Source organism: uncultured Roseobacter sp. (assembly GCF_947495025.1).
Lineage (GTDB): Bacteria > Pseudomonadota > Alphaproteobacteria > Rhodobacterales > Rhodobacteraceae > Roseobacter.
Genome location: NZ_CANLXG010000003.1, coordinates 186,003 through 210,567, shown reverse-complemented (window position 1 = coordinate 210,567; position 24,565 = coordinate 186,003). Strand labels below are relative to the sequence as shown.

General features: G+C 60.2%; 25 protein-coding genes and 1 tRNA gene. 12 read left to right on the top strand and 14 right to left on the bottom strand.

Annotated features, from left to right (window positions below; all coding sequences use genetic code 11):
- Positions 1–12: 12 nt before the first annotated feature.
- The 5 genes from Q0792_RS15185 (at position 13) to Q0792_RS15165 (ending at position 5,030) form a co-directional block, all read left to right on the top strand.
- Positions 13–570 carry a tetratricopeptide repeat protein gene (locus tag Q0792_RS15185; protein WP_298842561.1) on the top strand — a complete coding sequence of 186 codons (558 nt, stop codon included), beginning with the start codon at positions 13–15 and terminating at the stop codon, positions 568–570.
- Between the two features lie 24 nt (positions 571–594).
- Positions 595–3,453 (top strand): helicase-related protein, encoded by a 2,859-nt coding sequence (locus Q0792_RS15180; RefSeq protein ID WP_298842558.1) that lies wholly within the window; start codon positions 595–597, stop codon positions 3,451–3,453.
- Positions 3,454–3,831 (top strand): RNA-binding S4 domain-containing protein, encoded by a 378-nt coding sequence (locus Q0792_RS15175; RefSeq protein WP_298842557.1) that lies wholly within the window; start codon positions 3,454–3,456, stop codon positions 3,829–3,831. It begins immediately after the preceding gene.
- A gap of 51 nt (positions 3,832–3,882) precedes the next feature.
- On the top strand, positions 3,883–4,221 hold the full coding sequence (gene fdxA, locus Q0792_RS15170; protein ID WP_298842554.1) for a ferredoxin FdxA: 339 nt from the start codon (positions 3,883–3,885) through the stop codon (positions 4,219–4,221).
- Positions 4,222–4,517: 296 nt separating this feature from the next.
- Complete coding sequence (locus Q0792_RS15165) at positions 4,518–5,030, top strand: CarD family transcriptional regulator (RefSeq protein WP_298842551.1); 513 nt, start codon at positions 4,518–4,520, stop codon at positions 5,028–5,030.
- A 52-nt stretch (positions 5,031–5,082) separates the two neighbouring features.
- Here Q0792_RS15165 and cobS read toward each other — a convergent pair whose 3' ends face one another.
- A complete protein-coding gene (cobS, locus tag Q0792_RS15160; protein WP_298842548.1) occupies positions 5,083–5,844 on the bottom strand; it encodes an adenosylcobinamide-GDP ribazoletransferase in 762 nt (253 codons plus the stop codon).
- An 84-nt stretch (positions 5,845–5,928) separates the two neighbouring features.
- Between cobS and cobT the strand changes: the two genes are divergently transcribed.
- Positions 5,929–6,942: a nicotinate-nucleotide--dimethylbenzimidazole phosphoribosyltransferase gene (cobT, locus tag Q0792_RS15155; RefSeq protein ID WP_298842547.1), complete on the top strand. Its 1,014-nt coding sequence runs from the start codon at positions 5,929–5,931 to the stop codon at positions 6,940–6,942.
- Here the strand turns inward: cobT and Q0792_RS15150 are convergent.
- Both Q0792_RS15150 and Q0792_RS15145 read right to left on the bottom strand, forming a co-directional pair.
- Positions 6,939–8,840, bottom strand: coding sequence for a cation:proton antiporter (locus Q0792_RS15150; RefSeq protein WP_298842544.1), 1,902 nt, complete (start codon positions 8,838–8,840; stop codon positions 6,939–6,941). The genes cobT and Q0792_RS15150 overlap by 4 nt on opposite strands.
- A 28-nt stretch (positions 8,841–8,868) precedes the next feature.
- A complete protein-coding gene (locus Q0792_RS15145) occupies positions 8,869–9,324 on the bottom strand; it encodes an Lrp/AsnC family transcriptional regulator (RefSeq protein WP_298842541.1) in 456 nt (151 codons plus the stop codon).
- A gap of 160 nt (positions 9,325–9,484) precedes the next feature.
- Here Q0792_RS15145 and hppD point away from each other — a divergent pair, with 160 nt between their 5' ends.
- Positions 9,485–10,579: a 4-hydroxyphenylpyruvate dioxygenase gene (gene hppD, locus Q0792_RS15140; protein WP_298842538.1), complete on the top strand. Its 1,095-nt coding sequence runs from the start codon at positions 9,485–9,487 to the stop codon at positions 10,577–10,579.
- Between the two features lie 21 nt (positions 10,580–10,600).
- On the opposite strand, the gene Q0792_RS15135 is transcribed toward hppD, so the two are convergent.
- Positions 10,601–12,619: a hypothetical protein gene (locus tag Q0792_RS15135; protein ID WP_298842534.1), complete on the bottom strand. Its 2,019-nt coding sequence runs from the start codon at positions 12,617–12,619 to the stop codon at positions 10,601–10,603.
- Between the two features lie 158 nt (positions 12,620–12,777).
- Between Q0792_RS15135 and Q0792_RS15130 the strand changes: the two genes are divergently transcribed.
- Positions 12,778–13,470 carry an SIMPL domain-containing protein gene (locus Q0792_RS15130; RefSeq protein WP_298842531.1) on the top strand — a complete coding sequence of 231 codons (693 nt, stop codon included), beginning with the start codon at positions 12,778–12,780 and terminating at the stop codon, positions 13,468–13,470.
- Positions 13,471–13,527: 57 nt separating this feature from the next.
- Here Q0792_RS15130 and Q0792_RS15125 read toward each other — a convergent pair whose 3' ends face one another.
- The 6 genes from Q0792_RS15125 to Q0792_RS15100 form a co-directional block, all read right to left on the bottom strand.
- Entirely contained in the window at positions 13,528–14,820 is a 1,293-nt protein-coding gene (locus Q0792_RS15125) for an O-acetylhomoserine aminocarboxypropyltransferase/cysteine synthase family protein (RefSeq protein ID WP_298842528.1), read from the bottom strand.
- Between the two features lie 70 nt (positions 14,821–14,890).
- On the bottom strand, positions 14,891–15,898 hold the full coding sequence (locus tag Q0792_RS15120) for a hypothetical protein (RefSeq protein WP_298842525.1): 1,008 nt from the start codon (positions 15,896–15,898) through the stop codon (positions 14,891–14,893).
- A gap of 77 nt (positions 15,899–15,975) precedes the next feature.
- The gene (locus Q0792_RS15115) at positions 15,976–16,605 is read right to left on the bottom strand and encodes a nucleoside/nucleotide kinase family protein (RefSeq protein ID WP_298842521.1); all 630 of its coding nucleotides are present in this window, start codon (positions 16,603–16,605) and stop codon (positions 15,976–15,978) included.
- Positions 16,602–17,375, bottom strand: a complete 774-nt coding sequence (locus Q0792_RS15110; RefSeq protein ID WP_298842518.1) for an ATP-binding cassette domain-containing protein — start codon at positions 17,373–17,375, stop codon at positions 16,602–16,604. Before Q0792_RS15110 ends, Q0792_RS15115 begins: the two co-directional genes overlap by 4 nt.
- Complete coding sequence (locus tag Q0792_RS15105) at positions 17,372–18,439, bottom strand: ABC transporter permease (protein ID WP_298842515.1); 1,068 nt, start codon at positions 18,437–18,439, stop codon at positions 17,372–17,374. Before Q0792_RS15105 ends, Q0792_RS15110 begins: the two co-directional genes overlap by 4 nt.
- A 116-nt stretch (positions 18,440–18,555) precedes the next feature.
- Entirely contained in the window at positions 18,556–19,575 is a 1,020-nt protein-coding gene (locus Q0792_RS15100; RefSeq protein ID WP_298842512.1) for a sugar ABC transporter substrate-binding protein, read from the bottom strand.
- Between the two features lie 191 nt (positions 19,576–19,766).
- Here Q0792_RS15100 and Q0792_RS15095 point away from each other — a divergent pair, with 191 nt between their 5' ends.
- The gene (locus Q0792_RS15095; RefSeq protein ID WP_298842509.1) at positions 19,767–20,966 is read left to right on the top strand and encodes an ROK family transcriptional regulator; all 1,200 of its coding nucleotides are present in this window, start codon (positions 19,767–19,769) and stop codon (positions 20,964–20,966) included.
- Positions 20,967–21,023: 57 nt separating this feature from the next.
- Here the strand turns inward: Q0792_RS15095 and Q0792_RS15090 are convergent.
- Positions 21,024–21,107, bottom strand: a tRNA-Tyr gene (locus Q0792_RS15090).
- 109 nt (positions 21,108–21,216) lie between these two features.
- Between Q0792_RS15090 and rlmB the strand changes: the two genes are divergently transcribed.
- The 3 genes from rlmB (at position 21,217) to Q0792_RS15075 (ending at position 22,994) form a co-directional block, all read left to right on the top strand.
- A complete protein-coding gene (gene rlmB / locus Q0792_RS15085) occupies positions 21,217–22,002 on the top strand; it encodes a 23S rRNA (guanosine(2251)-2'-O)-methyltransferase RlmB (protein ID WP_298842506.1) in 786 nt (261 codons plus the stop codon).
- An 11-nt stretch (positions 22,003–22,013) separates the two neighbouring features.
- The gene (locus Q0792_RS15080; RefSeq protein WP_298842503.1) at positions 22,014–22,319 is read left to right on the top strand and encodes a hypothetical protein; all 306 of its coding nucleotides are present in this window, start codon (positions 22,014–22,016) and stop codon (positions 22,317–22,319) included.
- Positions 22,320–22,526: 207 nt separating this feature from the next.
- Entirely contained in the window at positions 22,527–22,994 is a 468-nt protein-coding gene (locus Q0792_RS15075; protein WP_298842499.1) for a CoA-binding protein, read from the top strand.
- 2 nt (positions 22,995–22,996) lie between these two features.
- Here Q0792_RS15075 and Q0792_RS15070 read toward each other — a convergent pair whose 3' ends face one another.
- Genes Q0792_RS15070 through Q0792_RS15060 form a run of 3 tightly spaced genes read right to left on the bottom strand, consistent with a single transcriptional unit; the run spans position 22,997 to position 24,560 of the window.
- On the bottom strand, positions 22,997–23,305 hold the full coding sequence (locus tag Q0792_RS15070) for a phosphoribosyl-ATP diphosphatase (protein ID WP_298842496.1): 309 nt from the start codon (positions 23,303–23,305) through the stop codon (positions 22,997–22,999).
- Positions 23,302–24,063 carry an imidazole glycerol phosphate synthase subunit HisF gene (gene hisF / locus Q0792_RS15065; RefSeq protein WP_298842493.1) on the bottom strand — a complete coding sequence of 254 codons (762 nt, stop codon included), beginning with the start codon at positions 24,061–24,063 and terminating at the stop codon, positions 23,302–23,304. Before hisF ends, Q0792_RS15070 begins: the two co-directional genes overlap by 4 nt.
- Before the next feature lie 5 nt (positions 24,064–24,068).
- Positions 24,069–24,560: a DUF2867 domain-containing protein gene (locus tag Q0792_RS15060; protein WP_298842491.1), complete on the bottom strand. Its 492-nt coding sequence runs from the start codon at positions 24,558–24,560 to the stop codon at positions 24,069–24,071.
- Between the last annotated feature and the right edge of the window lie 5 nt (positions 24,561–24,565).

Sequence of the window (24,565 nt, the reverse complement as noted above, 5' to 3'; positions counted from 1 at the left end):
TTCAACAGTGTTATGCGCACCATTCTTCTCAACCTCAAATCTGCCGTTGCGGCATTTTTTGTTTTTATTGTGTTTTCTGTGCCGCTGCTGGCTCAGGACCGCGAAGCAGAACTGCTCGCAGAACTGGCTCAGGCCTCCGAATCGGATGCGGCACGTCTGGACCGCGAGCTTGGTCTGATCTGGGATCGTTCCGGGTCGCCGGCGATGGATCTGCTCCTCAGCCGCGGGCGCGAAGCAATGCAGTCAGACAATGTGCGCGTGGCCATTGAGCACTTTACCGCCCTCACCGATCACGCACCAGACTTTGCAGAAGGTTGGCATGCACGGGCGACGGCCTATTTCGAGGCGGATCTCTACGGACCGGCGCTGGAGGACCTGCAGCGCGCACTCGCCCTGAATCCGAACAACTACAACGCCATTTTCGGCCTCGGAGTGATGTTCCGTGAGTTTGGCGACTATGAGCGTGCAGCAAAGGCATTTGCGCAGGTGCTGGACTTGCATCCCCACCATGAGAACGCCACAACGGCACTGGAACAGCTCAGACGCGAAGGCATCGGCTTCACGCTCTGATCATCCCTGACTGAGGAAACTGCCGTGGCAGGTGAAGAGCGGGTCGTGGCCGTCCTGGGCCCGACCAATACAGGTAAAACCACCTATGCAATCGAGCGGATGCTGGGGCACAGGACAGGTGTCATTGGTTTGCCGCTGCGCCTGCTCGCCCGCGAGGTATATGATCGTATCGTTGCACTGCGTGGTCCGTCTGTTGTGGCCCTTGTCACGGGAGAGGAGCGCATTGTGCCGCCGCGCACTCAATACTGGGTCTGTACGGTCGAGGCGATGCCGGATGGCATGGGCTGTGATTTTCTGGCGGTGGATGAGATACAGCTGTGCGCCGACCCTGAACGGGGACACGTTTTTACAGACCGCCTGTTGCGGGCGCGCGGTCTGCACGAGACGGTTTTTCTGGGCGCGGACACCATGCGCGGCCCGATCCGCGAGCTTGTCCCGGGCGTTCAGTTCGTACAGCGCGAACGGATGTCGGATCTGACCTATATTGGTCAGAAAAAGATAAGCAGAATGCGTCCGCGCAGTGCAATAGTCGGATTTTCTGTTGAAAATGTATATGCTATTGCCGAACTGATCCGGCGTCAGAAGGGCGGTGCGGCGGTGGTTATGGGCGCCCTCAGCCCACGCACGCGCAATGCGCAGGTCGAAATGTACCAAAACGGCGAGGTTGACTATCTGGTGGCGACAGATGCTATCGGTATGGGGCTGAACCTCGATGTGGATCACGTGGCGTTTTCTGCGCTCAGCAAATTTGATGGTCGCCGCATGCGCGTTCTGGCCCCCAACGAGCTGGCGCAAATCGCGGGGCGCGCCGGCCGGGGCATGAAGAACGGCACATTCGGGGTAACGGGAGAGGCGCGCCCGCTGGACGACGACGTGGCCCGCGCGATCACTGACCACCGTTTCACGCCGCTGAAAAAGCTCAACTGGCGCAATCATGCGCTGCAGTTCGGCAGTATTGACCGGTTGATCGCCTCACTGGAGGCGCCGCCTCAGGACGAAATACTTGTCCGGGCGCGGGAATCTGATGATCTGGGTGCTCTTCGCGCTCTTGGTCAGGTGGCGGAAGTTTTCGCACGCTGCACCGATGGGCCATCGGTGCGCCTGTTGTGGGACGTGTGCCGCATTCCCGATTTTCGCGGGATCAGCCACGCAGAACATGCCGCACTGCTGGAGCAGATTTTCTGTTACCTGCATGAGGACGGGCAGGTGCCCCAGGACTGGCTGGCGCGGCAGATCCGGCGGATTGACCGCACCGACGGGGATATTGATGCGCTGTCCAAACGGCTCGCGTTTATCCGCACATGGACTTACGTTGCGCAACGCAGGGGATGGACAGGTGACGAAAGCCATTGGCGTAATGAGACACGTTCTGTAGAAGACCGATTGTCAGATGCGCTGCACGAGCGTCTGACCCAGAGATTCGTAGACCGGCGCACATCCGTGCTATTGCGCCGGCTCGGCCAGAAGGAAGCCATGGTGGCAGAAGTATCGAATACCGGCGAAGTGACCGTCGAAGGTGAATTTGTAGGGCGGCTGGAAGGATTCCGGTTCAGCCAGGACAAGGGCGCCGGCGGCGCTGAGGCGAAAACCATCAAGACGGTGGCGCTTCAGGCGCTGGCACCGCAGTTTCATCTGCGCGCTGACCGGTTTTACAATGCGCCGGACACTGAGATCGATTTCACCGAGCAGGGTGGTCTGATGTGGGGGACGGATGCCGTTGGCAAACTTGTCGCCGGTCCGGACCCGTTGCGCCCGCAGGTCGAGGTTTTTGTGGACGACGTGGCAGGCCCGGAAGTCGCGCAGAAAGTTCAGCGCCGGCTGCAGCATTTCATAGATCGCAAGGTCGCCGCTCTTTTTGAGCCGCTGATGAACCTCAGCCGGGATGAGACACTGACCGGCCTTGCCCGCGGTTTTGCGTTCCGCATGGTCGAAGCACTGGGTGTGCTGCCCCGTTCAGAGGTGGCCGACGAGGTCAAAGCGCTGGATCAGGATGCTCGGGGCGCGCTGCGCAAGCACGGGATCCGGTTTGGGCAGTTCACGATCTTCCTGCCGCTGCTGCTGAAACCTGCGCCGACGCGTCTGCGTCTGGTGCTCTGGTCGCTCACCCGGGGCCTGGAAGAGTTTCCCGAAGCGCCGCCGCCGGGCCTGGTGACGATACCGTCTGACCCGACTGCACCTGCAGGCGCAGACACGATGTCGGGATACCGCATCGCTGGTGAACGCGCGATCCGCATTGATATGCTGGAACGGCTGGCGGATATGCTGCGCTCGGAAAACACCCGTTCAGGCTTTGAAGCATCCGCAGACATGCTGTCGATTACCGGCATGACGCTCGAGCAGTTCGCGGATCTGATGCAGGGGCTTGGGTACAAGGCAGAAAAAGGCGAGCGCGATCGCGTAAAACCGGAAGCGCCGGCTGCGCCGGACGCGCAAACGGCACCTGAAGCTGCGAATGAGACCGGCGAAGATGCAACCGGCGAAGATGCAGGCGGCGAAGCGCAGGCGGCGGAGAAACCGCCTGCAGACGCGGCTGTTGCTGAAACGCCGGTCCCTGATACCGAAGCGCCGGCAGAGGATGTCGCCGATCCGGATGCGGCCGCTGAAAACACAAAAGACGCGTCAGAACCCGCTGAAAAAGAAGTGTTTTATACCTTTACCTGGGGGCGCCAGAACCGCGGCGGGCAACAGAACCAGCGTCGCGGTGGAGACCGGGCCCCCGGCAAAGGCAAGCCAAAAGGCAAGGGCCGGCGCGGTGGTCCGCAGGATGCCGGCAAGGGACAGCGCGCGCAGAAGTTTTCGGCCCGACCGCCGAAGCAGGAAAAGAAAATTGACCCTGACAATCCTTTTGCCGCAGCGCTGATGGGGCTGAAGGACAATAAGTGAGTGGCTGAAAAGCTGCGACTCGACAAATGGCTCTGGCACGGGCGCTTTTTCAAAACCCGCTCGGTTGCCGCGACCCGCGTGGCCGCCGGTGATGTGCGGGTGAATGGTTCCCGCGTCGAGAAACGCAGTACGATGGTCAGCCCGGGCGATGTTCTGACATTTGCACAGGGGGATGCGATCCGGGTGATCCGGATCGAGGGGCTGGGTGTCCGGCGCGGACCGGCGCCCGAAGCGCAGGCGCTTTATACCGATATGTCCCCTCCAGAGCCCCGTTCACGGAAAAGTGCCCCGGATAACCCGGCTTACGAGGGAAAAGGTCGTCCGACCAAGCGCGATCGCCGCATTCTTGATCTTTCCCGGTCCCGGTCTCTTGAATGATCCTGGCTGCTGATTTAGCTAACCTGCATATCTGATCCGGAACCGCACCACATGACCTATATCGTCAACGACAGCTGCATCGCCTGCAAATATACCGACTGTGTCGAAGTCTGCCCCGTGGACTGCTTTTACGAAGGCGAAAACATGCTGGTCATTCACCCCGACGAGTGTATCGATTGTGGTGTCTGCGAGCCTGAATGTCCCGCGGACGCGATCCGCCCGGATACAGAGCCGGACATGGAGAAGTGGGTAGAGTTTAACAGAAAGTATTCCGAGCTCTGGCCGGTGATCATCACCAAGAAAGACCCGCTGCCAGAGGCGGAAGAGCGCGACGGCGAGCCGGGTAAGCTTGAGAAGTATTTCTCGGAAGCACCGGGCGAAGGCGGCTGAGCAGGCCAGCCGCTTCGATTCGTAAGGTCGTTTGAGGGCCGCCCAACCGCTAAGTGGCGGGTAACAGACGGGTTTCCGGTGCGTTACGCAGCGGCAGCTTTTGTTTGCGCCGATTCTGTGTTATACAATTGATACAAACCAAATAACGGACGCCGTCATTCCGCGCTCTCACCAGACAGCGGACAACTGAAAATCTGTCTTGTCTCATCGTCATGCAAGGGCACTGCTCCCCTGCCTGGTGTGTTTTTGACTGTAACGAATTGCCTGACGGGCGTCTGTTTGATGAGGAACACTGAATGTCAAAATCGAAGAAACTTGATTTCCGCCCGAATGAATTCGTCGTCTATCCGGCCCACGGCGTGGGTCAGATTCTGTCTATCGAAGAGCAGGAAGTTGCCGGCATCACCCTGGAGCTTTTCGTTATTTCCTTTGAAAAGGACAAGATGACGCTGCGGGTGCCGACGCACAAGGCAACGGAAATCGGGATGCGCGCGCTGAGCTCTCCTGATGTCATTACCCATGCGATGAAGACGCTCAAGGGTAAGGCCAAGGTCAAGCGGGCAATGTGGTCCCGCCGGGCGCAGGAATACGAGCAGAAGATCAATTCCGGTGATCTGATTGCCATCGCAGAGGTGGTTCGCGACCTGCACCGCACAGACGATCAGCGCGAGCAGAGCTATTCCGAACGTCAGCTTTATGAAGCGGCGCTGGAGCGACTGACGCGTGAAGTGGCAGCGGTCAGCGGCGGCGATGACCTCGCAGCGGCAAAACAGGTTGGTGACGTGCTGGAAAGCCGCGTCGCGGCCTGAGCCTGACAGCCGGATCAGACAGGACCGTTCCGGTACGCCCGGGGCGGTCTTTTTATGCGATCAATGTCGCAAGCAGGCAGAGCGCTGACAGTTCGGCGAGTTGCTGGCAGGCGCCCAGAACGTCGCCTGTCTGCCCTGCAATTCTGCGACGTGCCAGCACTGCTGTACCGATCGCTGCCACGCCCACGGCAATTGCCGCGCCCATCGCGTATACCCCAATCAGCAAAGCAGACAGTATCAGAGCGATTGCGGTGCCTGTCATCGCGCGCCGGGCATCAGGGCGACCTACAGCATGCGACAATCCGCTGGCGCGGGCATGGGGCAGTGCCACCATCAGCAGCGGCATCGTCGCGCGTGACAGGACGGCGGCAGCCACAAGTGCTGCAGGCGCCACTGCCAGAAGCGTTGCCCATGCGAGCCAGCGCAATCCGGTGACAAACACCAGCGCCAGCGTGCCATAAGAGCCGATCTGGCTGTCTTTCATGATCTGCAGGCGGCGCTCCGGGTCATGCCCGCCCCAGAAGCCATCCGCAACATCCGCCAGCCCGTCCTCGTGCAGGGCCCCTGTTATCATGGTCAGGAGGGCGAGGCCGAGCCCACCGGCCAGCAGAGCAGGCAGGCCAAGCGACAACAGAATATACGCCGTACCGGTTGCAACAGCGCCGGCAACCAGACCCACCAGGGGATAGGCCCATACGGCGCGTGCACTGTTTTCAAACGCATGGTCCGGCAGATGCGGGGTCGGAATGCGGCTCAGCAGCGTAAACGCCAGAACCAGCTCTGTCAGAACGGGGGGGTATGTGTCGGTTTTCATCCCTCTGGGGCCTCATCCCGCCTTGCTGGGGGTTCCGCAATGGTTAAAGAGGGGGGAGAACCCATGCAACCCGGAGGATCCCGCATGACCACAGCTTTTTCAGATCTGGACGGTTTTCGTGCGCTTCTTGCAGCACAGCCCGCAGCTGATGTCAGCGCGGTCGGGGCGGCCACTGCGCGGAATGGTCAGCTGACCAAGCCACCTGGTGCGCTGGGGCGGCTTGAGGATCTGGCGATCTGGTATGCGGGCTGGCGTGGGACCGATCGCCCAACGGTCGAGACGCCGCAGATCATTGTTTTTGCGGGTAATCACGGTGTGGCAGCGCGGGGCGTTTCGGCCTTCCCGGCAGAGGTGACTGCGCAGATGGTGCTGAATTTCGAGCATGGCGGGGCGGCCATCAATCAGCTGGCACGGACTTTTGGAGCCCGCCTTGATGTGATTGCACTGTCACTTGATACGCCCACAGCGGATTTCACAGCGGCCCCGGCGATGAGTGAAACAGAACTGACCGAAGCGTTACGCGCGGGCTGGGACGCGGTGAATACAGACGCGGATGTTCTGGTCGTCGGGGAAATGGGAATCGGTAATACCACGTCGGCTGCTGCTGTCGCCGCGCTGTTGCTGGGCGGGGATGCGTCCGGGTGGACCGGGCGCGGCACAGGTGTGGATGACGCAGGCCTGGCGCTGAAAACGCAGGTCGTTGCCGAAGCAGTTGCACTGCATGCGGATGCCACGGATGGCCTTGACGCACTGCGGCGGGTCGGGGGGCGGGAACTGGCCGCTATGGCCGGTGCCATCGCGCGCGCCCGCGCGCTGCGCATTCCTGTTATGCTGGACGGATTCATCTGCACAGCTGCGGCTCTGGCGCTGGAAAAATCCGAGCCAGGCGCGCTGGATCACTGCGTTGCAGGCCATTTGAGTGCCGAAGGCGCCCACAGTGATATTCTCGAAGCGCTTGGAAAAGAACCTCTTCTGTCGCTGGGACTTCGCCTTGGTGAAGCGTCGGGCGGTGCCTTGTCGTTGGGCGTGCTCAGGGCGTCTGTGGCCTGCCTCAGCGGTATGGCCACCTTTGCAGAGGCGGGTGTCTCTGACGCCTAGGAGCTGCCTGCGGATGCGGCGATCTTTTTCTCTTCGCTTTCACGGGTGAGGAAGGCCGTTTCCAGCTCCTTCTGCAGTTCCCGCGCCTTGTCGATATAGGCCTGGTTCTTACTGGCCGGTACGCCCGGTTGCCAGAGTTCGGCCAGCTGGCGCACCGAATGCCGGTCGTGGTGATAGAAAATCTTTTCCGCCTCACTCGCCTCGTAGTCACTCAGCCCCATGTTCTCGAGCACATAGCGCCCCGCGCGCAGCGAGCTGTCGAACAGTTCGCGGACGATGTCATCGGCCCCGGCCTGATAAAGCCGGTATACATGCGTGCGGTCGCGCGCCCGCGCAACGATGTGCAGATCGGGATAGTTTCTGCGCGCGTAAGTGACCAGTTTGATTGCTGCTTCGGGATCATCAAGCGCAACCACCAGGACGCGTGCCTCTGCAATACCGGCGGCGCGCAGGATATCGGGCCGCGTCGGGTCCCCGAGAAAGCCCTTGAACCCAAAGCGGCGCATCACGGCAATCGTTTCCATGTCGTGATCCAGCACGACGGTATTGAAGCCACTGGCCTGCACGAGGCGGTTCACGATCTGACCAAATCTGCCGATACCGGCGATGATCACAGGGCCCGCCTCATCAATTTCATCATCAGGGTGATCGACAGTGCTCTCTTCCATTCTGCGGGACAGAACATCGTAGAGGATAAACAGCAGCGGTGTGATCAACATGGACAGGGCGATCACAAGCAGAAGCGTTTCAGCGACATCAATAGGGATGACGTTTTGCTGCACCGAGAATGAGACCAGCACAAAGCCGAACTCGCCAGCCTGTGCAAGGCCCAGAGCAAAAAGCCACTGGTCACGGCCCCGCAGACCGAAGGCGCGGCCGAGGACAAAGAGGATCAGGCCTTTTACGATGATAACCAGCAATGCCATAGAAATAATGGCCGGCATATTGCCGAAGAGCAGTGTGAAGTTGATGCCTGCGCCGACCGTGATGAAAAACAGACCGAGCAGAAGCCCTTTGAACGGTTCAAGGTCGGTCTCCAGTTCGTGGCGGAACTCGGAGTTTGCCAGAACCACGCCCGCAAGAAAGGCGCCAAGCGCCGGCGAGAGGCCCACAAGGGTCATCAGAAACGAAATACCGACGACGATAAGCAGCGCAAGTGCCGTGTACATCTCGCGCAGACGCGAAGCGTGGATGTAGCGAAAAAGCGGCCGGGTAAAAAACACACCGGCAATGATTACCGCGCCGATTGCGGCGATGGTGACGAGCGTAACGCCCCAGGCGGGCAAACCTTCGACCAGGGACAGCGAATGATGCCCGTCACCATGGTGTGCGTCCGCTTTTCCGATGTGGATAGATCCGTCCGCCGCAATGTACTGGGCTGGCAGCGTGACCACCAGCAGCGGCAGAAAGGCGAGAATGGGAATAACCGCAATGTCCTGTGTCAGAAGCACAGAGAAGATGTTGCGCCCGCCACTGGTCTGCATCAGGCCCTTTTCAGAGAGCGTCTGCAGCACGATGGCCGTGGAACTCAGAGACAGCGCCAGACCGATCGCGAGGCCGACCCCCCAGGGTTGGTTGTATGCGACTGCAATGGCCATCAGCGCCAGCGCACTGACAGACACCTGCAGCCCGCCAAGACCCAGAAGGCGGTGTCGCATATCCCAGAGCGCGCGGGGTTCCAGCTCGAGCCCGATGAGAAAGAGCATCATAACGACGCCGAATTCAGCAAAATGCTGGAGGTCCTGTGTCTCGGATCCGACAAGGCCGAGGACCGGACCGATGATAATCCCGGCCGCAAGGTACCCCAGAACGGATCCAAGTCCCAGGCGTGCCGCAAAGGGCACTGCGATCACCGCCGCCGCGAGGTAGATCGAAGCCTGATAGAGGAAACCGTCCATATCGTCGTTTCTCCGGAAAAAGCGGATTTCAGGTGGGCAGTGGGCCATCCTGCTTGAGCTGGTCCATCACAATCTGACTGTGCACCCGGGCTACAGAAGGGTGGGCCAGAAGGACCTCGTGAATCAATGCATTCAGTGCGGGAAGATCGGCACAGTATACCCGCAAAAGATAGTCTGCATCGCCGGTCATTGTCCATGCGCCGGTTATCTCGGGGCGGGTATTCACCAGCCGGGCAAAATCACGTGACTGCTCTGCGCCATGGGTGCCCAGATGTACCTGGATAAACCCCTGCACATGCAAGCCCAGGCTGTCCGGGTCGAGACGGGCCACATAAGCCCGGATATAGCCGTCTGATTCCAGCCGTTGCCTGCGGCGTCCGGCCTGGCTGGGCGAGAGGTGCAGCACATCCGCCAGTTGCTGGGCCGTAAGCTGCGCGTTCTTCTGCAGCTCAGTGAGAATCCGTGTATCAATATGATCCAGCATTTCTGTGCGGCCTCCGGTCATAATTCCCGGATATGATGCGAGAAATGTGCGAATAATTCCACAATTGTGATCGTATTTGCGCAGACTATGCAGCGTTTTTTGCTCAGAATGATGAAAGAACGCGCATTTGCGCGCTGTCCCGCCTGCAAGGAGCACTGCTATGGGCCCGTTTCCACATAATTCTCCCCGTTCGGTTATCTCCGACGATAATCCGGCCGGCACGGACGGTTTTGAATTCGTGGAATTTGCGCATCCGGATCCACAGGAGTTGCGCGACCTTTTCGGGCGGATGGGGTATACACATGTTGCCAACCACCGCACGCGCGCCACAGAGCTCTGGCAGCAGGGGGATATCACCTACATCCTGAATGCTGACCCGGACAGTTTCGCAGCCGGGTTTGTCGCCGAACACGGCCCCTGTGCGCCGTCAATGGGCTGGCGGGTTGCCGACGCTGAACAGGCGTGCCGCCAGGCCGTTGAAAAAGGTGCGGTCAGGTATGAGGGGCAGGGCAAGGCGCTGGATGTGCCCGCCATCTATGGGATTGGTGGTTCGCTGCTCTATTTTGTGGACCAGTACTACGACACCAGCCCTTACAACGCAGAATTCGACTGGATTGCCACGTCGAAACCTGCAGGCGTCGGGTTCTACTACCTCGATCACCTGACGCATAACGTGCACAGGGGCAATATGGACAAATGGTTCCGTTTCTATGGCGATCTGTTCAATTTTCGTGAAATCCGGTTTTTCGATATTGAAGGAAAATTCACAGGCCTGCTCAGTCGCGCCCTGACCTCACCCTGTGGGCGCATCCGTATTCCGATCAACGAAGACCGGGGCGAGACAGGCCAGATCGTGTCCTATCTGAAAAAGTACAATGGCGAAGGCATTCAGCATATCGCGGTCGGCTCGCACGACATCTATGACAGTACCGATGAAATTGCCGAGCGGGGTCTGAAGTTTATGCCGGGGCCACCGGAAACCTATTATGACCTCAGCCATGATCGCGTGTCCGGGCATCAGGAACCGCTGGATCGCATGAAAAAGCATGGCATTCTGATTGACGGCGAAGGCGTCGTGGATGGTGGCGAGACAAAAATTCTGCTGCAGATATTCTCGAAAACCGTGATCGGACCAATTTTCTTTGAATTCATTCAGCGCAAGGGTGATGACGGATTCGGCGAGGGAAATTTCAAAGCCCTGTTCGAAAGTATCGAGCAGGAGCAGATCCGGACCGGTGAGATCAAGGCTGGATAAAACCGCGGCTGGCGCAGGGCGTCAGCTGCTGGGCATCTTGAGGACGATGTTGCGGCCACTTTTCTGATACCGCAGTTCAGCATCACCAATCGCCGATACGCGTCCGCCGTCCAGGCGATCCCCGACCTGTACCTTCTTGTAGCGCCCGTTACCAAGGCGGATCAGGGCTCTTCTGTCGGACGGTTTACCGTAGACGCCGATCAGATTAACCCGGCGCAGGTTGATTGCGTTTTTCTCCGTAGCCTCGCGCGCGGCCGATGCACTGGACGGAATTCTCGGCGCAACGGCTCTGGGCGCTGCGCTTGCAGTAGTAACAGTCGCCGGCGGCGCCGCTGCCGGAGCGTTCTGCAGGGTGCGGGCGACGGTTATACTGAAGTCAGAAGGGCGGGTTTCAGGCCGGAGTGAAACCGCCACCGCATTATCCGGAACGCCAGCAGCCCCGGTGTCCGAAAACAGCGACCCGGCGGTGCCTGAGCGCGGTGCGGCAGCTGTTGCGCTGGCCGCTGCGGTCAGAGCTGCCGCCTGCTCCTGAAGCGATTGTGGACGGGCTGCGGGGCGGAAAGCGGCAAGCTCCGCGCGTGTAAGGCCGGAAAAGGAGGCGCGTTCTGACTGTTCCACCAGATCACCGGGCCGCAGTCTGGGGCGGAAACCTGCCAGAAGCGCCTGCAAAACCGGATCGGCTACGGATGCTTCACCGATGACCTGAACGCGGCCCTGGGGCGGCCTGACAGGAGGCGTTCCGGCAAAAATCAGGATACCGTCCGGGTTCATCGCACCTGTGGCAGTGGGGACCACAAATCCACGGTCGTCGAGCACAAAAGCAGTTCCGGCCGGGGCCGGAGACGCAGGTGCAAGCAGAACAATGTCGTCGGAAACCGCAACCGTGTCTGGCAGGGCCACGGCGTCAAAGGCAACCTGAATGGGGTCGATGCTTGTGACATAAAGGTTTTCAAGGTCGACAAGCGCGGGAGGCGACGGGACATCCGGGGCGGATGACCATATTCCTGTAGCCGCATAGCGCGCCAGGTCATCAACGGGCTCCTGTGGCGTCTCAGGGACTTCAGGCGCGACCGGCACACTGAGTGCCTCGCGGATTGCAGCATCCGTACCGTTCGCGGCGGCGGGCTGCCATTCCTCAGCGGTGCTTTGAGGGGCCGTTCCGCTGCGTACCGGCGCGGGGTCTTCGGGCTGCAAGGGGGCTGCAAACTGTGCTTCGGGTTCATCCGGGTCGAGGGTGCCGAGAAACGCCGTCACGCCGCCGGTACCGATCAGACCTGATGCCCATATGCCGGTTCCGACAGCCAGAATAACCGTGAGAAACCCAAGCGTCGCAGGACGCAGCAACAGGCTGGCTTTCTGTTCTCCGCGATGCTTGTCCCCAAAGGCCTCGATTTTACTGGCCTGGTGGGCTTCCAGTGACCGGACCTGTGCCGGCGGACGCTGAACCCGGGCCGGAGGATCGGCCTGATGCACAAAGACCTCGGGTTCTTCGGCAAACCCGCTGTGCCGTGGTGCCGGTATTTCGCGGGCGAGACTGCCTGTCGGCGCTGTCTGCTCTGCCGGGCTCGTGGCTCTGCTGCCAAAAAACGGCGTGCCGGGAAACAGATCACCGGTGGGGGACGCGCTGAACTCTACAGGTTCAAAGCCATGGTCCCGTGCAAAGGTTTCAGCCTCTTCGAGCGTCTCCCGGGCGACGGCTGCGATAAACAGCCGGTCTCCGGAAATCGCTGTCGCCAGCGTCAGGTCGTCAACGGCATAGGGGGTCTGACCTTCCAGTGCCGCACAGGCCGCGTCCTGTTCGGGAACTTCTCCCGGCAGAAATGGGATATCCAGATAGCGGATCTGGTTTTCCGGCAGAATGATTCTGCAGTGCAGACCATCCGGGCTTATCTCTGTGGCGCGCGCGCGCAGTTCATTCAGGCGGAGTTCCAGCGCCGGGTCTGTCGGATCCGCACTGTCCACACGCTCCCATCCTGTTGCCGTCTGGCGCAACAGGATAATTCCCTCGTGGGACAGGGAGAGAGCGAGTTCCGGCGTCATATGCCTTCTTTAGCAGCAGATGGTTGCAATCAACAGACAGCGCGATCACCCTGCGAGGATACAGCAGGTCTTTGCCGAGGGAAAGAAAAAGGGTTTGCGCTGTGCTGAGCCCTGTCCACGCGCAGGGGCAGAGGTGCATAGTCAGAATGGAGAAGCCAATGCGTACGGCAGCACTTATTTTATCCCTGTGGCTGATGGCGGTATCCGCCGTCGCCGCAGATACCGACCGGACGATCACAACTTCCGGCACAGGTACGGTGGAGCAGGCACCGGACATGGCAGTGATTAACATTGGTGTCACTCTCGAAGCGTTGCAGGCCGCAGATGCGCTGGACGGCACATCCGATGCTGTACGCGGAGTTCTGGCCGGCCTTGATGCACTTGGTATTGCGCAGCGCGATGTTGCGACTAGCAACATATCGCTTCAGCCGGTGTGGAATAACAGGGGCCCCGGAGAAGATGACCAGCCGCGCACGATCGGATTCACCGCGTCCAACACACTGTCCGTGCGTGTCCGGAACCTCAGCATTCTGGGCGATGTGATGGAGCTGGCCGTCGCGGACGGGGCAAACAGGTTTAATGGTGTACGTTTCGCGTTTCAGGATCCCGACCCGATACATGATGCCGCCCGTGCGGCTGCGGTTCGGGACGCGATCCGCCGCGCAAGGCTGCTGGCTGATGCTGCCGGTGTGGGGTTGGGTGATGTGATTTCAATCAGCGAGCGTGGGGCGGGGCGGCCCTCGCCGATGATGGAAATGTCGGCCGCCCGGGTGGCGGATGTCCCGGTCGCTGCCGGAGAACTCAGCGTGAGTGTGATTGTCGATATGGTATTCGGTATCGCTGATCCCTGAGGCCGGCGCATGGAAAAAGAGCGCCGGGGCGCCCTTTTTACCTGGTCGTCTTCGGTGTCAGCTGGTTGCTTTGGACAGTGCCTGATCGAGATCGGCGATCAGATCGTCTGCATTCTCGGTCCCGATGGAGATCCGCACCACACCGGGGCCGGCACCTGCTGCTTCCTGCTGTTCGACTGTCAGCTGGCGGTGCGTGGTGGATGCCGAGTGGATCACCAGCGAGCGGGTGTCCCCAAGGTTCGCGACATGGCTGAAAATTTCCAGCGCATTCACAAACTTAACGCAGGAGTCATAGCCGCCTTTGATCGCGAAAGTGAACAGACCGCCCGCGCCTTTGGGGCAGATCTTTTTGACGCGTTTGAAGTAGGGTGAGGACTTCAGACCGGCATATGTCACATAATCGACGCGGTCGTCTTTCTCCAGCCAGGACGCCACGGTCACGGCGTTCTCGACATGGCGGTCCATGCGCAGTGACAGGGTCTCTGTCCCCATCAGCGTATAATGCGCCGCCTGAGGGTTCATGGTCATGCCGAGATCACGCAGGCCGATGGCGATACCGTGGAACGTGAAGGCAAGAGGCCCGAACGTCTCGTGGAATTTCAGGCCGTGATAGGCAGGTTCCGGCTGGCTCAGCGACGGAAACTTGTCATTTGCGGACCAGTCGAATTTTCCCGAGTCCACAACGCAGCCGCCTGTGACGGTGCCGTTGCCGGTCAGGTATTTGGTGGTGGAGTGCACCACCAGTGTGGCGCCGTGTTCGATCGGGCGGCACAGGTAGGGTGTCGCCGATGTGTTGTCGACGATCAGCGGGATACCTGCATCGTCAGAGATGGCAGAGATTGCATCCAGGTCGGTGATATAGCCGCCCGGGTTTGCAATGGCCTCGCAGAAAACAGCGCGTGTATCATCGTTGATCGCGGCTTTGACGGCATCGAGATCATCAAAATCAACGAAAGTGCATTCCCACCCGAACCGTTTGATGGTGTGCGAAAACTGCGTGACCGTGCCGCCATAAAGGCGTGTCGAAGCCACGATGTTTTTGCCCGGACCCATAAGTGGAAAGAGCGCCATGATCTGGGCTGCGTGGCCGGAGGAGCAGCAGACGGCACCTACGCCGCCTTCGAGCGTGGCAATGCGTTCCTGCAGGACTGCAACTGTGGGATTGGTCAGGCGCGAATAGATGAAGCCCACTTCCTGCAGGTTGAACAGAGCCGCGGCGTGATCCGCGTCCCGGAAGACATAGGCCGTGGACTGGTAAATCGGTGTCTGCCGGGCGCCGGTGGCCGGGTCCGGGCGGGCGCCTGCGTGAATCTGCAGCGTGTCAAATCCATAGTCGGGGCCGTCTTGCATCTGGAAATCTCCCAAAGTTGTTTGCGCGTATGGATATGGGAAGCCCCGGGTGACCACAAGAGCGGGCAGGTCAGCGCATCCAGAAGCCTGCCTTGCGGATGCGGTTGCGGATGATCGCCTCGCGCCGGGGCAGGCGGTCCCGGTCGAAAAGCGCCCGGACTTTCGCACCGCGACCCTGGTACACCATCCGTTTGATGGGTTCATGGCCCTTGAGCACTTTCTTGAGGCGGTTGGGGGCGGCCACGGTCTCGAGATGTTTTACAACCGCGTCGGAGGCCTGCGCATACAGCAGGGGGAAATGGCGGTAGTGGCAGCTGGTTTCGCCATCCAGATACCCTGGCGCCAGCCCGTCGCGGCCGCCACCGAGGGCATGCACCACAAGGGGCAGGGCGATCTGGTCCAGCCATGGGGTCAGCTTTTGTGCGCTGAGCTCGGTTGGGGGCGTGTCGCGGATATCCAGCGCGAAACGCTCAAAGAGCTCACCAAAGCGGTGCGGGCATCTGTAACTGAACCAGCCGGCATTAAAATAAAGGTACCGGCGCCAGTAATCAGAAGGGTGGGACGTATCCAGCGAGCTTTCAAAATCGAGCCGGAAACGGTCGTACAGCGACTTCCAGATCCCGGCGTATCCCGGGCCGTACAGCGGGGGCTGTGGCCACGTACCCTCGCATGCAAGTGATGCCGCAGGCCGGTCAAAGTCAAACGGGACCGATGTGATTTCGCCGGTTATCAGAGTGTCACTGTCGAAAAAGACGAACGGTGTGTCGCGCGGCAGTTCGCGCAATAGTTCGATTTTGTTGCCGATGGGATAGCTGGCACCAAAGTGCCGCGAGGCGAATGGCAGCAGTTCCGCTCCCAGTTCCTGCAGACGGTCGCGAATGCCCTGGTCGGCTATACGCGGATCGTCGCGCCACAGGGCGCCGGGCTGTGGTTCTGCCACAAATATCCGGCCCGCGAAATCCGGACTGGCCTGCCGCAGCGAGGCTACGAACAAAAGCGCCTCGTAAGAGATGCGTCCACGCTGTCCAACGACGACGATATTGAAATCTCTGATTGCCGCTCGTGGCCCTGATGGCATCTGCGCCCGACGTCCTCTGATGGGAGTTTGCGCCACTATAGGCCGCAGAAGACAGCATCAAAAGGAAATTGCGCGACTCACGCCGAGAGCAGAATATCGGCCTCCAGGGTATGACGGGCCACTGCCCGGGCGTTTGCCAGATCGTTGCCAGCCGCGCGTTCGGCGGCCTGTTCGGGTGAGAGCCCGTGATCCAGCCAGCGCTGGACAAGGCGCTCTTCGAGCGTTGCAAGCGGCACATCCAGCCGGATCGAAAGATCCCAGTGGGGGGCAAGCTCGCGCCAGACCGGGGCGTCAAAGAGCAGATAGTTGCCCTCAATCACAACCGTATCGCATTCCGGTCCTACCCGGCCCGCGCAGGCAACCGAAATGTCCCGGTCGCGCTCAAAGAGCGGATAGAACACTTCTTCTTCATTGTGCAGCCGGCTGACCAGGCTGAGAAATCCTGCGGCGTCAAAGGTATGAGGCGCGCCCTTGCGGTTGAGGCTGTCACGGTCCAGCAATATCTGGTTGTGGAGGTGAAATCCGTCCATCGGTACGACGCTCGCCACACAGCCGGCCTCGCACAACGCCCGGGCCAGGCATTCGGCAAGTGTGGTTTTACCACTGGCGGGCTGCCCGGCCAGCGCAACGAGCCTGCGACGACCCTGGCGCGGCGCCTCAAGAACGCGCGGACATATCCGGGCGGCGATGTCGCCGGGGGGTGTCATGCTGCCTGGGCCGGTGCTTCCTTGGCACCTGTCATAAAGGCCACGGCGTCCGACATTGTGTAGTCCTTGGGGTCAATGACGCACAGGCGTTTCCCCAGTCTGTGGACATGAATGCGGTCGGCGACCTCGAAGACATGCGGCATGTTGTGACTGATCAGAATGATCGGAATGCCACGTGACTTCACGTCCTGGATGAGTTCCAGAACCTTGCGGCTTTCCTTGACCCCCAGGGCAGCTGTCGGTTCATCAAGGATCACGACCCGGGAGCCAAAGGCCGCAGCACGCGCCACAGCAACCCCCTGACGCTGACCACCCGACAGGCTCTCAACCGCCTGGTTGATGTTCTGGATCGTGGCAAGACCCAGTTCGCTGAGCTTGTCGCGGGCGAATTTCTCCATCGCCTGTTTATCGAGCTTACGGAACACCTTGCCCATGATGCCCGGTTTTCGGAGTTCGCGCCCCATGAACATATTGTCCGCAATCGACAGGGCGGGGGACATGGCGAGCGTCTGGTATACGGTTTCGATACCATGCGCGCGTGCCTCGATCGGAGAGCGGAAGGTCACTTCCTTGCCGTCAAGCCAGACCTGGCCTTCGTCGGGTACCACAGCACCCGATACCGCCTTGATCATCGAGGATTTACCCGCACCGTTGTCGCCGATGACCGCAAGGATTTCGCCCGGCATAAGGTCAAAATCTGCGTGGTCGAGCGCGGTGACCTTGCCGTATCGTTTGACCAGGTTGCGTGCTTTGAGAATTGGCTCGGTCATGCTGCTACCTTTCTGATCCACTGGTCCACTGCGACAGCTGCGATAATGAGCATGCCGATCAGCATGAAGGTCCACTGCGGGTCTGCGCCCGCCATGCGCAGGCCAAGTTCGAACACACCGACGATGAGAGCGCCGAACAGCGCGCCTGCGATGGATCCGCGTCCGCCGAAGAGCGAGATGCCCCCGATCACCACGGCAGTAATTGACTGGATATTGCCGATGACGCCCGTGGTGGCAGAGGGGGAGATGGAGCCAAAGCGCCCGATCATTACCCAGCCTGCAAGTGCGCAGATAAACCCGGCAGCCATATAGACCGACATATAGGTCCGGTGCACATTGACGCCTGACAGTTCTGCAGCTTCGGGGTCATCTCCGACGGCGTAAACGTGACGCCCCCATGCCGTGGCGCGCAGCGCATATGCAAGGACCACAAAGAGCCCGATCATCCCCAGCACGCCCAGCGTAAAGGTCGCGCCGCCGAATTGTATTTTTGTCCCGAGGAACTGGAGGAAGGAGGCCTCCGCCTCGATGTCCTGTGAGCGGATGGTTTCGTTTGCGGAATAAAGATAATTGGCCGCCAGTACGATCTGCCACATGCCAAGTGTGACAATAAAGGGCGGCAGCTTCATGCGGCTGACCAGCCAGCCGGAGATCGCACCCAGTGCGGTGCCGACCGTCAGGCCGATGGCCACTGATACTGCGGGCGGGACGCCATAGCTGAAGGTTGCCTTGCCCATCACAACGGTGCAGAGCACCGCAATCGCGCCCACGCTCAGGTCGATCCCTGCTGTCAGGATGATCAGCGTCTGGGCCGCTGCAAGCACGCCCACGATCTGGACCTGCTGGAGGATCAGCGTCAGGGCGAAAGGCGAGAAAAACCGCGACCCCAGCAGAATGCCAAAAAGCGCGATAGAGAAGATCAGAACGATGAGAGGCACGAGAGAAGGTGTCTGGTGCAAGGTGTGCTGAATACGGCCGACCAGCCCGCGGCGGTGGTCTTCAAACTCTGCGACGCGGGCGTCAGCAGAGGAGACAGCGGCTTCGTAGTTGTCCGATTGGGTCATGGGATCCCATCCTCAGGGCAGGGAAGTGCCGGATGCTGGCCTTCGCTGCCTGTTTTGTGTGGTTGCAGGAGGGCGGGTAATGCGCCGCCCTCCGTCTGGTTTTCGGCGTCAGCAGGTCAGCCCCAGCAGAGGTCTTTGCCTTCTGCGACCGAGATGCTGTCCACACCATCAGCGGGTTTGTCGGTGACAAGCGCAACGCCGGTGTCGAAGAACGCCTTACCTTCTGTGGCCGCCGGCTTGGTGCCGTCTTTGGCCCACTGGGCGATCGCTTCGATGCCCAGCGACGCCATCAACAGCGGATACTGCTGTGACGTAGCGCCGATGACACCCTCTGCAACGTTCTGCACGCCGGGGCAGCCACCGTCCACCGAAACAATCAGCACGTCGTTTTCACGGCCGATGGCTTTGAGCGCTTCATATGCGCCCGCCGCAGCAGGTTCGTTGATCGTGTAGACGACATTGATGGACGGGTCTTTGGCCAGGAGGTTCTCCATGGCACGGCGACCGCCTTCTTCGTTACCGGCAGTCACGTCGTTACCGACAATGCGCGGATCGTCTTCGTCACCCCATTTGTTGGGGTCTTTCACGTCGATGCCAAATCCGGTCAGGAAACCCTGATCGCGCAGAACGCCAACAGTGGGCTGGCTGATTGCGAGGTCGAGCATCCCGATTTTGGCATCTGCGGCTGCATCACCCAGTGTGGCTGCGGCCCAGGCGCCGATCAGTTCACCCGCGAGGAAGTTGTCTGTCGCAAAGGTCATGTCAGCCGCATCAATCGGCTCAAGCGGTGTGTCCAGCGCAATAACGAGCAGACCTGCGTCGCGCGCCTGCTGCACCACTGGTACGATGCTTGCTGTATCTGATGCCGTCAGCAGAATGCCTTTGGCGCCATTTGCGATGCAGGTTTCGATTGCCTGAACCTGGGTCTCATGGTCGCCGTCCACTTTGCCTGCGAACGAGCTGAGATTGATACCCAGTTCTTCAGCCTTCGCCGCCGCACCTTCGCGCATCTTGACAAAGAACGGGTTGGTGTCGGTCTTGGTGATCAGGCAGGCAGACACACCGTGGCCGTCCGCAAACGCGGCGCCTGCAGTTGCGACCAGAGCCATGGCAGTGCCGGCAATAAGCTTTTTCATAGTTTCCTCCCAGGGATAAATTTTTGATCGTCAGAGGTGGCACAGCCACCCGGACCTGGCAGCCCTTACCGCTCAGGTTGACGCTAAGGGAAACCGATTCACGTCAGCGTGTCAATAAATAAATAAACTTGATTTATTAATTGGGATGCCGCTTACTTTACGCAGCTACAGTGAGGTTTTACGGACCAGGTATGGACGGCGGCGAGATCACTGAACGCCTCGGAGGCGTGAACCAGAGCGGTGTGCGTGATCACAACGAACGTCTTCTTATGTCGATGCTTCAGCGGTCTGGTGGCATGGCCGGCAGTGATATGGCCAGGCGGGCTGGTCTGTCGCCGCAAACGGTCTCGGTCATTCTGCGCAAGCTGGAAAAAGACGGCCTGCTGCAACGTGGTGAACCGGTGCGGGGCAGGGTGGGCAAGCCGTCGATCCCGATGCAGCTCAACCCTGATGGCATATTTGCCTTCGGGCTCAAGATCGGACGCCGCAGCGCTGATCTGCTGGTGCTGGATTTTGTCGGCAATGTCCGTGATCAGCTGAAAAAGACCTATGATTATCCACTGCCCGAGGAGATTTTCGAATTCCTGCGCAGCGGGACGCAAAAACTGGCGCGCAGACTCAGTCCTGATCAGCGCAAACGGCTGTGCGGCATCGGTATTGCGACCCCTTTCGAGTTGTGGAAGTGGCATAAACTGGCGGGAACGCCGGCCGAAAGCTTCCGGTCCTGGAAGGATGTTGATTTCCGCAAATCTGTAGCCGAATTCTCTCCGCTGCCGGTCTATGTGGGCAATGATGCGACGGCGGCCTGCCGGGCGGAACATCTTTACGGCAGCGATAAAGGGTTGCGGGATTACGCTTACTTTTTCGTCGGGTCCTTTGTCGGTGGGGGTATTGTTCTGAACGACACCGTATTTCAGGGCAGTCAGGGAAATGCAGGAGCGCTGGGCGCCATGCGCAGCACCGGCCCGCTGGGCGAAAGCCGGCAACTGATCGACGTGGCATCTATTCATCTTCTGGAGTCGCGCCTGGCCGACGCGGGCGTGCGCCAGGGCGCTCTGTGGGATGAGCCGCAGGACTGGGCTCCACTGGCGCGATATGTTGATCCATGGCTCGGTCAGACGGCTCAGGAGCTTTCAAAAGCTGCACTGTCGGTGTGTGCCGTAATCGATTTTCAGGGTGTCGTAATAGACGGCGCCTTCCCGGAACCGGTCCGGCTTGAACTGGTCGAAAGGGTCAACCGCTATCTTGCCAGCCAGGATACCCGAGGGCTGATCGCTCCGGTCGTCGCGGCGGGCAGCGTGGGGGCCAATGCGCGGGGCATCGGCGCAGCAAGCGGACCTATCTCGTCACAGCTTCTGCTGGACAAGAACGCGGGCCTCTCGGTTTTCTGAACAGTATTTCCCCGAGGCAGAACGATGCGGCTACTGCAGTTTCAGATGTGCTGAAAGTGGTGGGCGACCCTGGAATCGAACCAGGCGTGCGTCTCCGCGAGGGAGTTACAGTCCCCTGCCACACCTTGCGGCCTGTCGCCCACTCTGCCCATGCATTGCATCGACAGTGGCGCGTGATTACAAGCGGACCCTACAGGCGTCAAGACGAAATGCGAACCTTTTCGCCGCCGCAGTCAGGCAGGGCCATCGAATGAAAAAACCGAAGTGGGTCGTTCAGAAAGAACAGGACAAAAGGGCCCGGTCGCGCGAGACGGTCTGGCTCTTCGGACTGCATGCCGTGCGGGATGCTCTCATGAACCCTGCGCGGGTGCGCGAGCGTCTGGTTGTGACACCGAATGCTGAGCTGAAACTGGCTGACGCAATTGCCCAAAGCGGGATGACACCTGAAGTGGTCGAGCCGCGCAGGTTCAGCGTACCGCTTGATCCCGGGTCTGTGCACCAGGGCGCGGCACTTGAGGTGAAACCGCTGGAGTGGGGGCGTCTTGAAGACGTCTGTATCGGCGACGAGGCGCCGCGCGTTATCCTGCTGGACCGTGTCACAGATCCGCACAACGTCGGGGCAATTCTGCGCTCTGCCGAGGTGCTGGGCGCGTCCGCGGTGATCGGAACGCGGCATCACTCGGCCCCCGAAACCGGTGCTCTGGCAAAAACCGCCAGCGGTGCGCTGGAACGCCAGCCCTATCTTCGGGTACGCAACCTCGCGGATGCGATCCGTGCGCTGCAGGACATGGGATATGTGACCCTGGGTCTTGATGGTGAGGCGGAGCTGACCATTGAAAGCGCTGTGTCGGGGCGCACGGACAGACCGGTGGCGCTGGTTCTCGGCGCTGAAGGGCCCGGGCTGCGTGAAAAAACACGAGAGACAGTCGACCACCTGGTGCGGATTGACGCGGCAGGTGGTTTCGGTTCGCTGAACGTGTCGAATGCGGCGGCGATAGCCTTATATGCAAGTCGTGGTCCGCGCGGGACCGAATGAGGGAGACGGGCATGCACCCGAAGATCGCAACCTGTTGTTACTGCGGCGCGCGGGCGGCGCTGCGCCTGGACAAAGTCCGGCATGAGCTGACCTGTTCAGGGTGTGGTGCGCCGTTGCACGACCTCAAAAGGATGCCTGTTTCTGCCTCAGATCCAGGCCCGGAACAGCGTTCGTCCGGGTCGCAACGCAAAAAACAGATGCCGCCGCCCGAGTACCGGTCTGACTATCGCCGGCCAAAACCACGCAAGCGGCGCAAAAGTTTCCTGCGCTACGCTCTGGAAGAGATTGTTGACGTGGTTGAGGATATTTTCGACTGAATTCCGTCGATTAATTTAACGCTTCGTTCACAGAATTGAGAGAGGGTCTGGGCAGGCGCCGAAAGGCCCCTAAGTATTCTGTGAATTGGTTGGCCCGGAACGCCGATCGATTGCGTTACTGTCCCTCGTTCCGTACCTTGCAGCGCCCGTGGCCTTCTGGCTCCGGGCGCTCTTTTTATCCTGCCGGCAGCAGGCTAGGGTGCCGGTATGACATGGACAGACCGAGATCTCAGAGACATCCTGCAACGCACGCGGCGGATTGCCGTTGTCGGTGTGTCGATGAACCCCGTGCGACCGAGCTACTACGTGGCCCGCTATCTGGGCCTCAAAGGTTACACTGTGCTGCCCGTCAATCCGATGCATACCGGCGAACAGCTGTTTGGCCAGCCGGTCGTTGCCAGCCTTTCTGACATAACCGAACCGGTCGATATGGTTGATATTTTCCGTCGCTCCGATGCCGTTCCCCCGATTGTTGACGAGGCGCTCAAAACTTTTCCTGCGCTCGAGACCATCTGGATGCAGATCGGGGTTGAACACGAAGAAGCCGCGGCTGCGGCGCGCGCACGGGGTGTCGACGTGGTGATGAACAGGTGCCCGAAAATCGAGTACCAGCGCCTTTTCGGCGAGTTGCGCATGGGCGGTTTTGCGACTGGTGTGATTTCCTCAAAACTCTGAGGTCAGCCGCGTGTCGCTTTTTCCTCCAGCCCCGATTGTTTCTGGCGTGCTGCAAGTTCAGCAAGAACCGCATCCAGCGTCACATCCCGGGCCGCAAGCATCACCATCAGGTGGTAGAGCACATCCGCCGCTTCTGAGGTCAGGGCGTCTCTGTCGCCCTTTACCGCTTCGATGATCGCCTCAACGGCCTCTTCTCCGAATTTCTCCGCGCATTTCTCCGGGCCCTTTGCCAGCAGCTGTGCCGTCCATGAGCTTTCCGGGTCAGCAGACCTGCGCGCTTCTATCGTCTCAAACAGGTCCTGCAGGGTCATGTCAGCCTCATGGGAATGCCGGCGGCGGCCATATGCGCCTTGGCTTCAGCAATAGTATAGTCGCCAAAGTGAAAGATGGAGGCAGCCAGCACCGCAGAAGCGCCACCTTCCGTCACGCCTTCAACCAGATGGTCCAGTGTCCCCACACCACCCGACGCAATGACCGGCACGCTGACTGCATCTGATATCGCGCGTGTCAGCGGCAGGTTGAAGCCGGCGCGTGTGCCGTCACGGTCCATACTGGTCAGCAGGATTTCCCCCGCGCCCTTTGCCTCGACCGTGCGGGCAAATTCCACCGCGTCGATCCCTGTCGGTTTGCGCCCGCCATGGGTGAAGATTTCCCACTTTCCGGGGCTGACGGTTTTGGCATCAATGGCGACGACAATGCACTGACTTCCGAACTGATCTGCGGCCTGCGCGACGACGTCCGGGTTTGCGACAGCAGCTGAATTGAACGAGACTTTGTCCGCGCCCGCGAGCAGCAGCGCACGCACATCAGCGGGGGTGCGCACGCCACCACCTACTGTTAGCGGAATATAGCAGTGTTCTGCCGTGCGTGTGACCACGTCAAACATGGTGCCGCGGTTTTCGTGGGTCGCCGTAATGTCCAGAAAGCACAGTTCATCCGCGCCGGCCGCATCATAGGCGATGGCGGCATCAACCGGGTCTCCTGCGTCACGCAGATTGACGAAATTGACGCCTTTGACGACGCGGCCCTCGGCGACATCAAGGCAGGGAATGATGCGGGTTTTGAGCATGGTGATTACTTCTCAGCCAGGCCATCCGGCGGGGGCGCGGTGTGGCCCGCGACACGCGCCAGTGCGTTTCTGGCGATCATAATATGGAAAGGCATGATCGCTGCAAGATAGAGCCGGCCACCGATTTTGTTGGGGTGAACCCAGGTGGCGAGGTGAACATGCCCTCCGGTACTCAGAACACTGACACGGAAATCAAGGTGGCGGTCGTTGAAGCCCGCAATGACTTCGCTGTCGGTTTCGAGCTCTACCGGGAACAGTCCCAGTTTGTCCGCGCTGTCAGGTCCGTCTGCCATCAGACCGAAAGGCGCGGTAATCAGGTTGCGCAAGGCGACAAGCCAGCGGGCCCAGCCGGGAAAATCCACAATGATCCCTGCCGCTTCGCGCGGCGGCAGGGTCGAGGCAACCCGGTAACAATCCAGAAAGTCGCCGACTTGGAAACGGGTATGCAGAAGGCTCTGTGCGGGCAGACCGGTTTTCTGAACAGAGGTGTGGGTCATTGAAT

Bases quoted from the DNA above. Each gene is read 5' to 3' on its own strand.
- Q0792_RS15185 (WP_298842561.1), top strand. From the start codon at position 13: ATGCGCACCATTCTTCTCAACCTCAAATCTGCCGTTGCGGCATTTTTT.
- fdxA (WP_298842554.1), top strand. From the start codon at position 3,883: ATGACCTATATCGTCAACGACAGCTGCATCGCCTGCAAATATACCGAC.
- Q0792_RS15165 (WP_298842551.1), top strand. From the start codon at position 4,518: ATGTCAAAATCGAAGAAACTTGATTTCCGCCCGAATGAATTCGTCGTC.
- cobS (WP_298842548.1), bottom strand. From the start codon at position 5,844: ATGAAAACCGACACATACCCCCCCGTTCTGACAGAGCTGGTTCTGGCG.
- cobT (WP_298842547.1), top strand. From the start codon at position 5,929: ATGACCACAGCTTTTTCAGATCTGGACGGTTTTCGTGCGCTTCTTGCA.
- Q0792_RS15150 (WP_298842544.1), bottom strand. From the start codon at position 8,840: ATGGACGGTTTCCTCTATCAGGCTTCGATCTACCTCGCGGCGGCGGTG.
- Q0792_RS15145 (WP_298842541.1), bottom strand. From the start codon at position 9,324: ATGCTGGATCATATTGATACACGGATTCTCACTGAGCTGCAGAAGAAC.
- hppD (WP_298842538.1), top strand. From the start codon at position 9,485: ATGGGCCCGTTTCCACATAATTCTCCCCGTTCGGTTATCTCCGACGAT.
- Q0792_RS15135 (WP_298842534.1), bottom strand. From the start codon at position 12,619: ATGACGCCGGAACTCGCTCTCTCCCTGTCCCACGAGGGAATTATCCTG.
- Q0792_RS15130 (WP_298842531.1), top strand. From the start codon at position 12,778: ATGCGTACGGCAGCACTTATTTTATCCCTGTGGCTGATGGCGGTATCC.
- Q0792_RS15125 (WP_298842528.1), bottom strand. From the start codon at position 14,820: ATGCAAGACGGCCCCGACTATGGATTTGACACGCTGCAGATTCACGCA.
- Q0792_RS15120 (WP_298842525.1), bottom strand. From the start codon at position 15,898: ATGCCATCAGGGCCACGAGCGGCAATCAGAGATTTCAATATCGTCGTC.
- Q0792_RS15115 (WP_298842521.1), bottom strand. From the start codon at position 16,605: ATGACACCCCCCGGCGACATCGCCGCCCGGATATGTCCGCGCGTTCTT.
- Q0792_RS15110 (WP_298842518.1), bottom strand. From the start codon at position 17,375: ATGACCGAGCCAATTCTCAAAGCACGCAACCTGGTCAAACGATACGGC.
- Q0792_RS15105 (WP_298842515.1), bottom strand. From the start codon at position 18,439: ATGACCCAATCGGACAACTACGAAGCCGCTGTCTCCTCTGCTGACGCC.
- Q0792_RS15100 (WP_298842512.1), bottom strand. From the start codon at position 19,575: ATGAAAAAGCTTATTGCCGGCACTGCCATGGCTCTGGTCGCAACTGCA.
- Q0792_RS15095 (WP_298842509.1), top strand. From the start codon at position 19,767: ATGGACGGCGGCGAGATCACTGAACGCCTCGGAGGCGTGAACCAGAGC.
- rlmB (WP_298842506.1), top strand. From the start codon at position 21,217: ATGAAAAAACCGAAGTGGGTCGTTCAGAAAGAACAGGACAAAAGGGCC.
- Q0792_RS15080 (WP_298842503.1), top strand. From the start codon at position 22,014: ATGCACCCGAAGATCGCAACCTGTTGTTACTGCGGCGCGCGGGCGGCG.
- Q0792_RS15075 (WP_298842499.1), top strand. From the start codon at position 22,527: ATGACATGGACAGACCGAGATCTCAGAGACATCCTGCAACGCACGCGG.
- Q0792_RS15070 (WP_298842496.1), bottom strand. From the start codon at position 23,305: ATGACCCTGCAGGACCTGTTTGAGACGATAGAAGCGCGCAGGTCTGCT.
- hisF (WP_298842493.1), bottom strand. From the start codon at position 24,063: ATGCTCAAAACCCGCATCATTCCCTGCCTTGATGTCGCCGAGGGCCGC.
- Q0792_RS15060 (WP_298842491.1), bottom strand. From the start codon at position 24,560: ATGACCCACACCTCTGTTCAGAAAACCGGTCTGCCCGCACAGAGCCTT.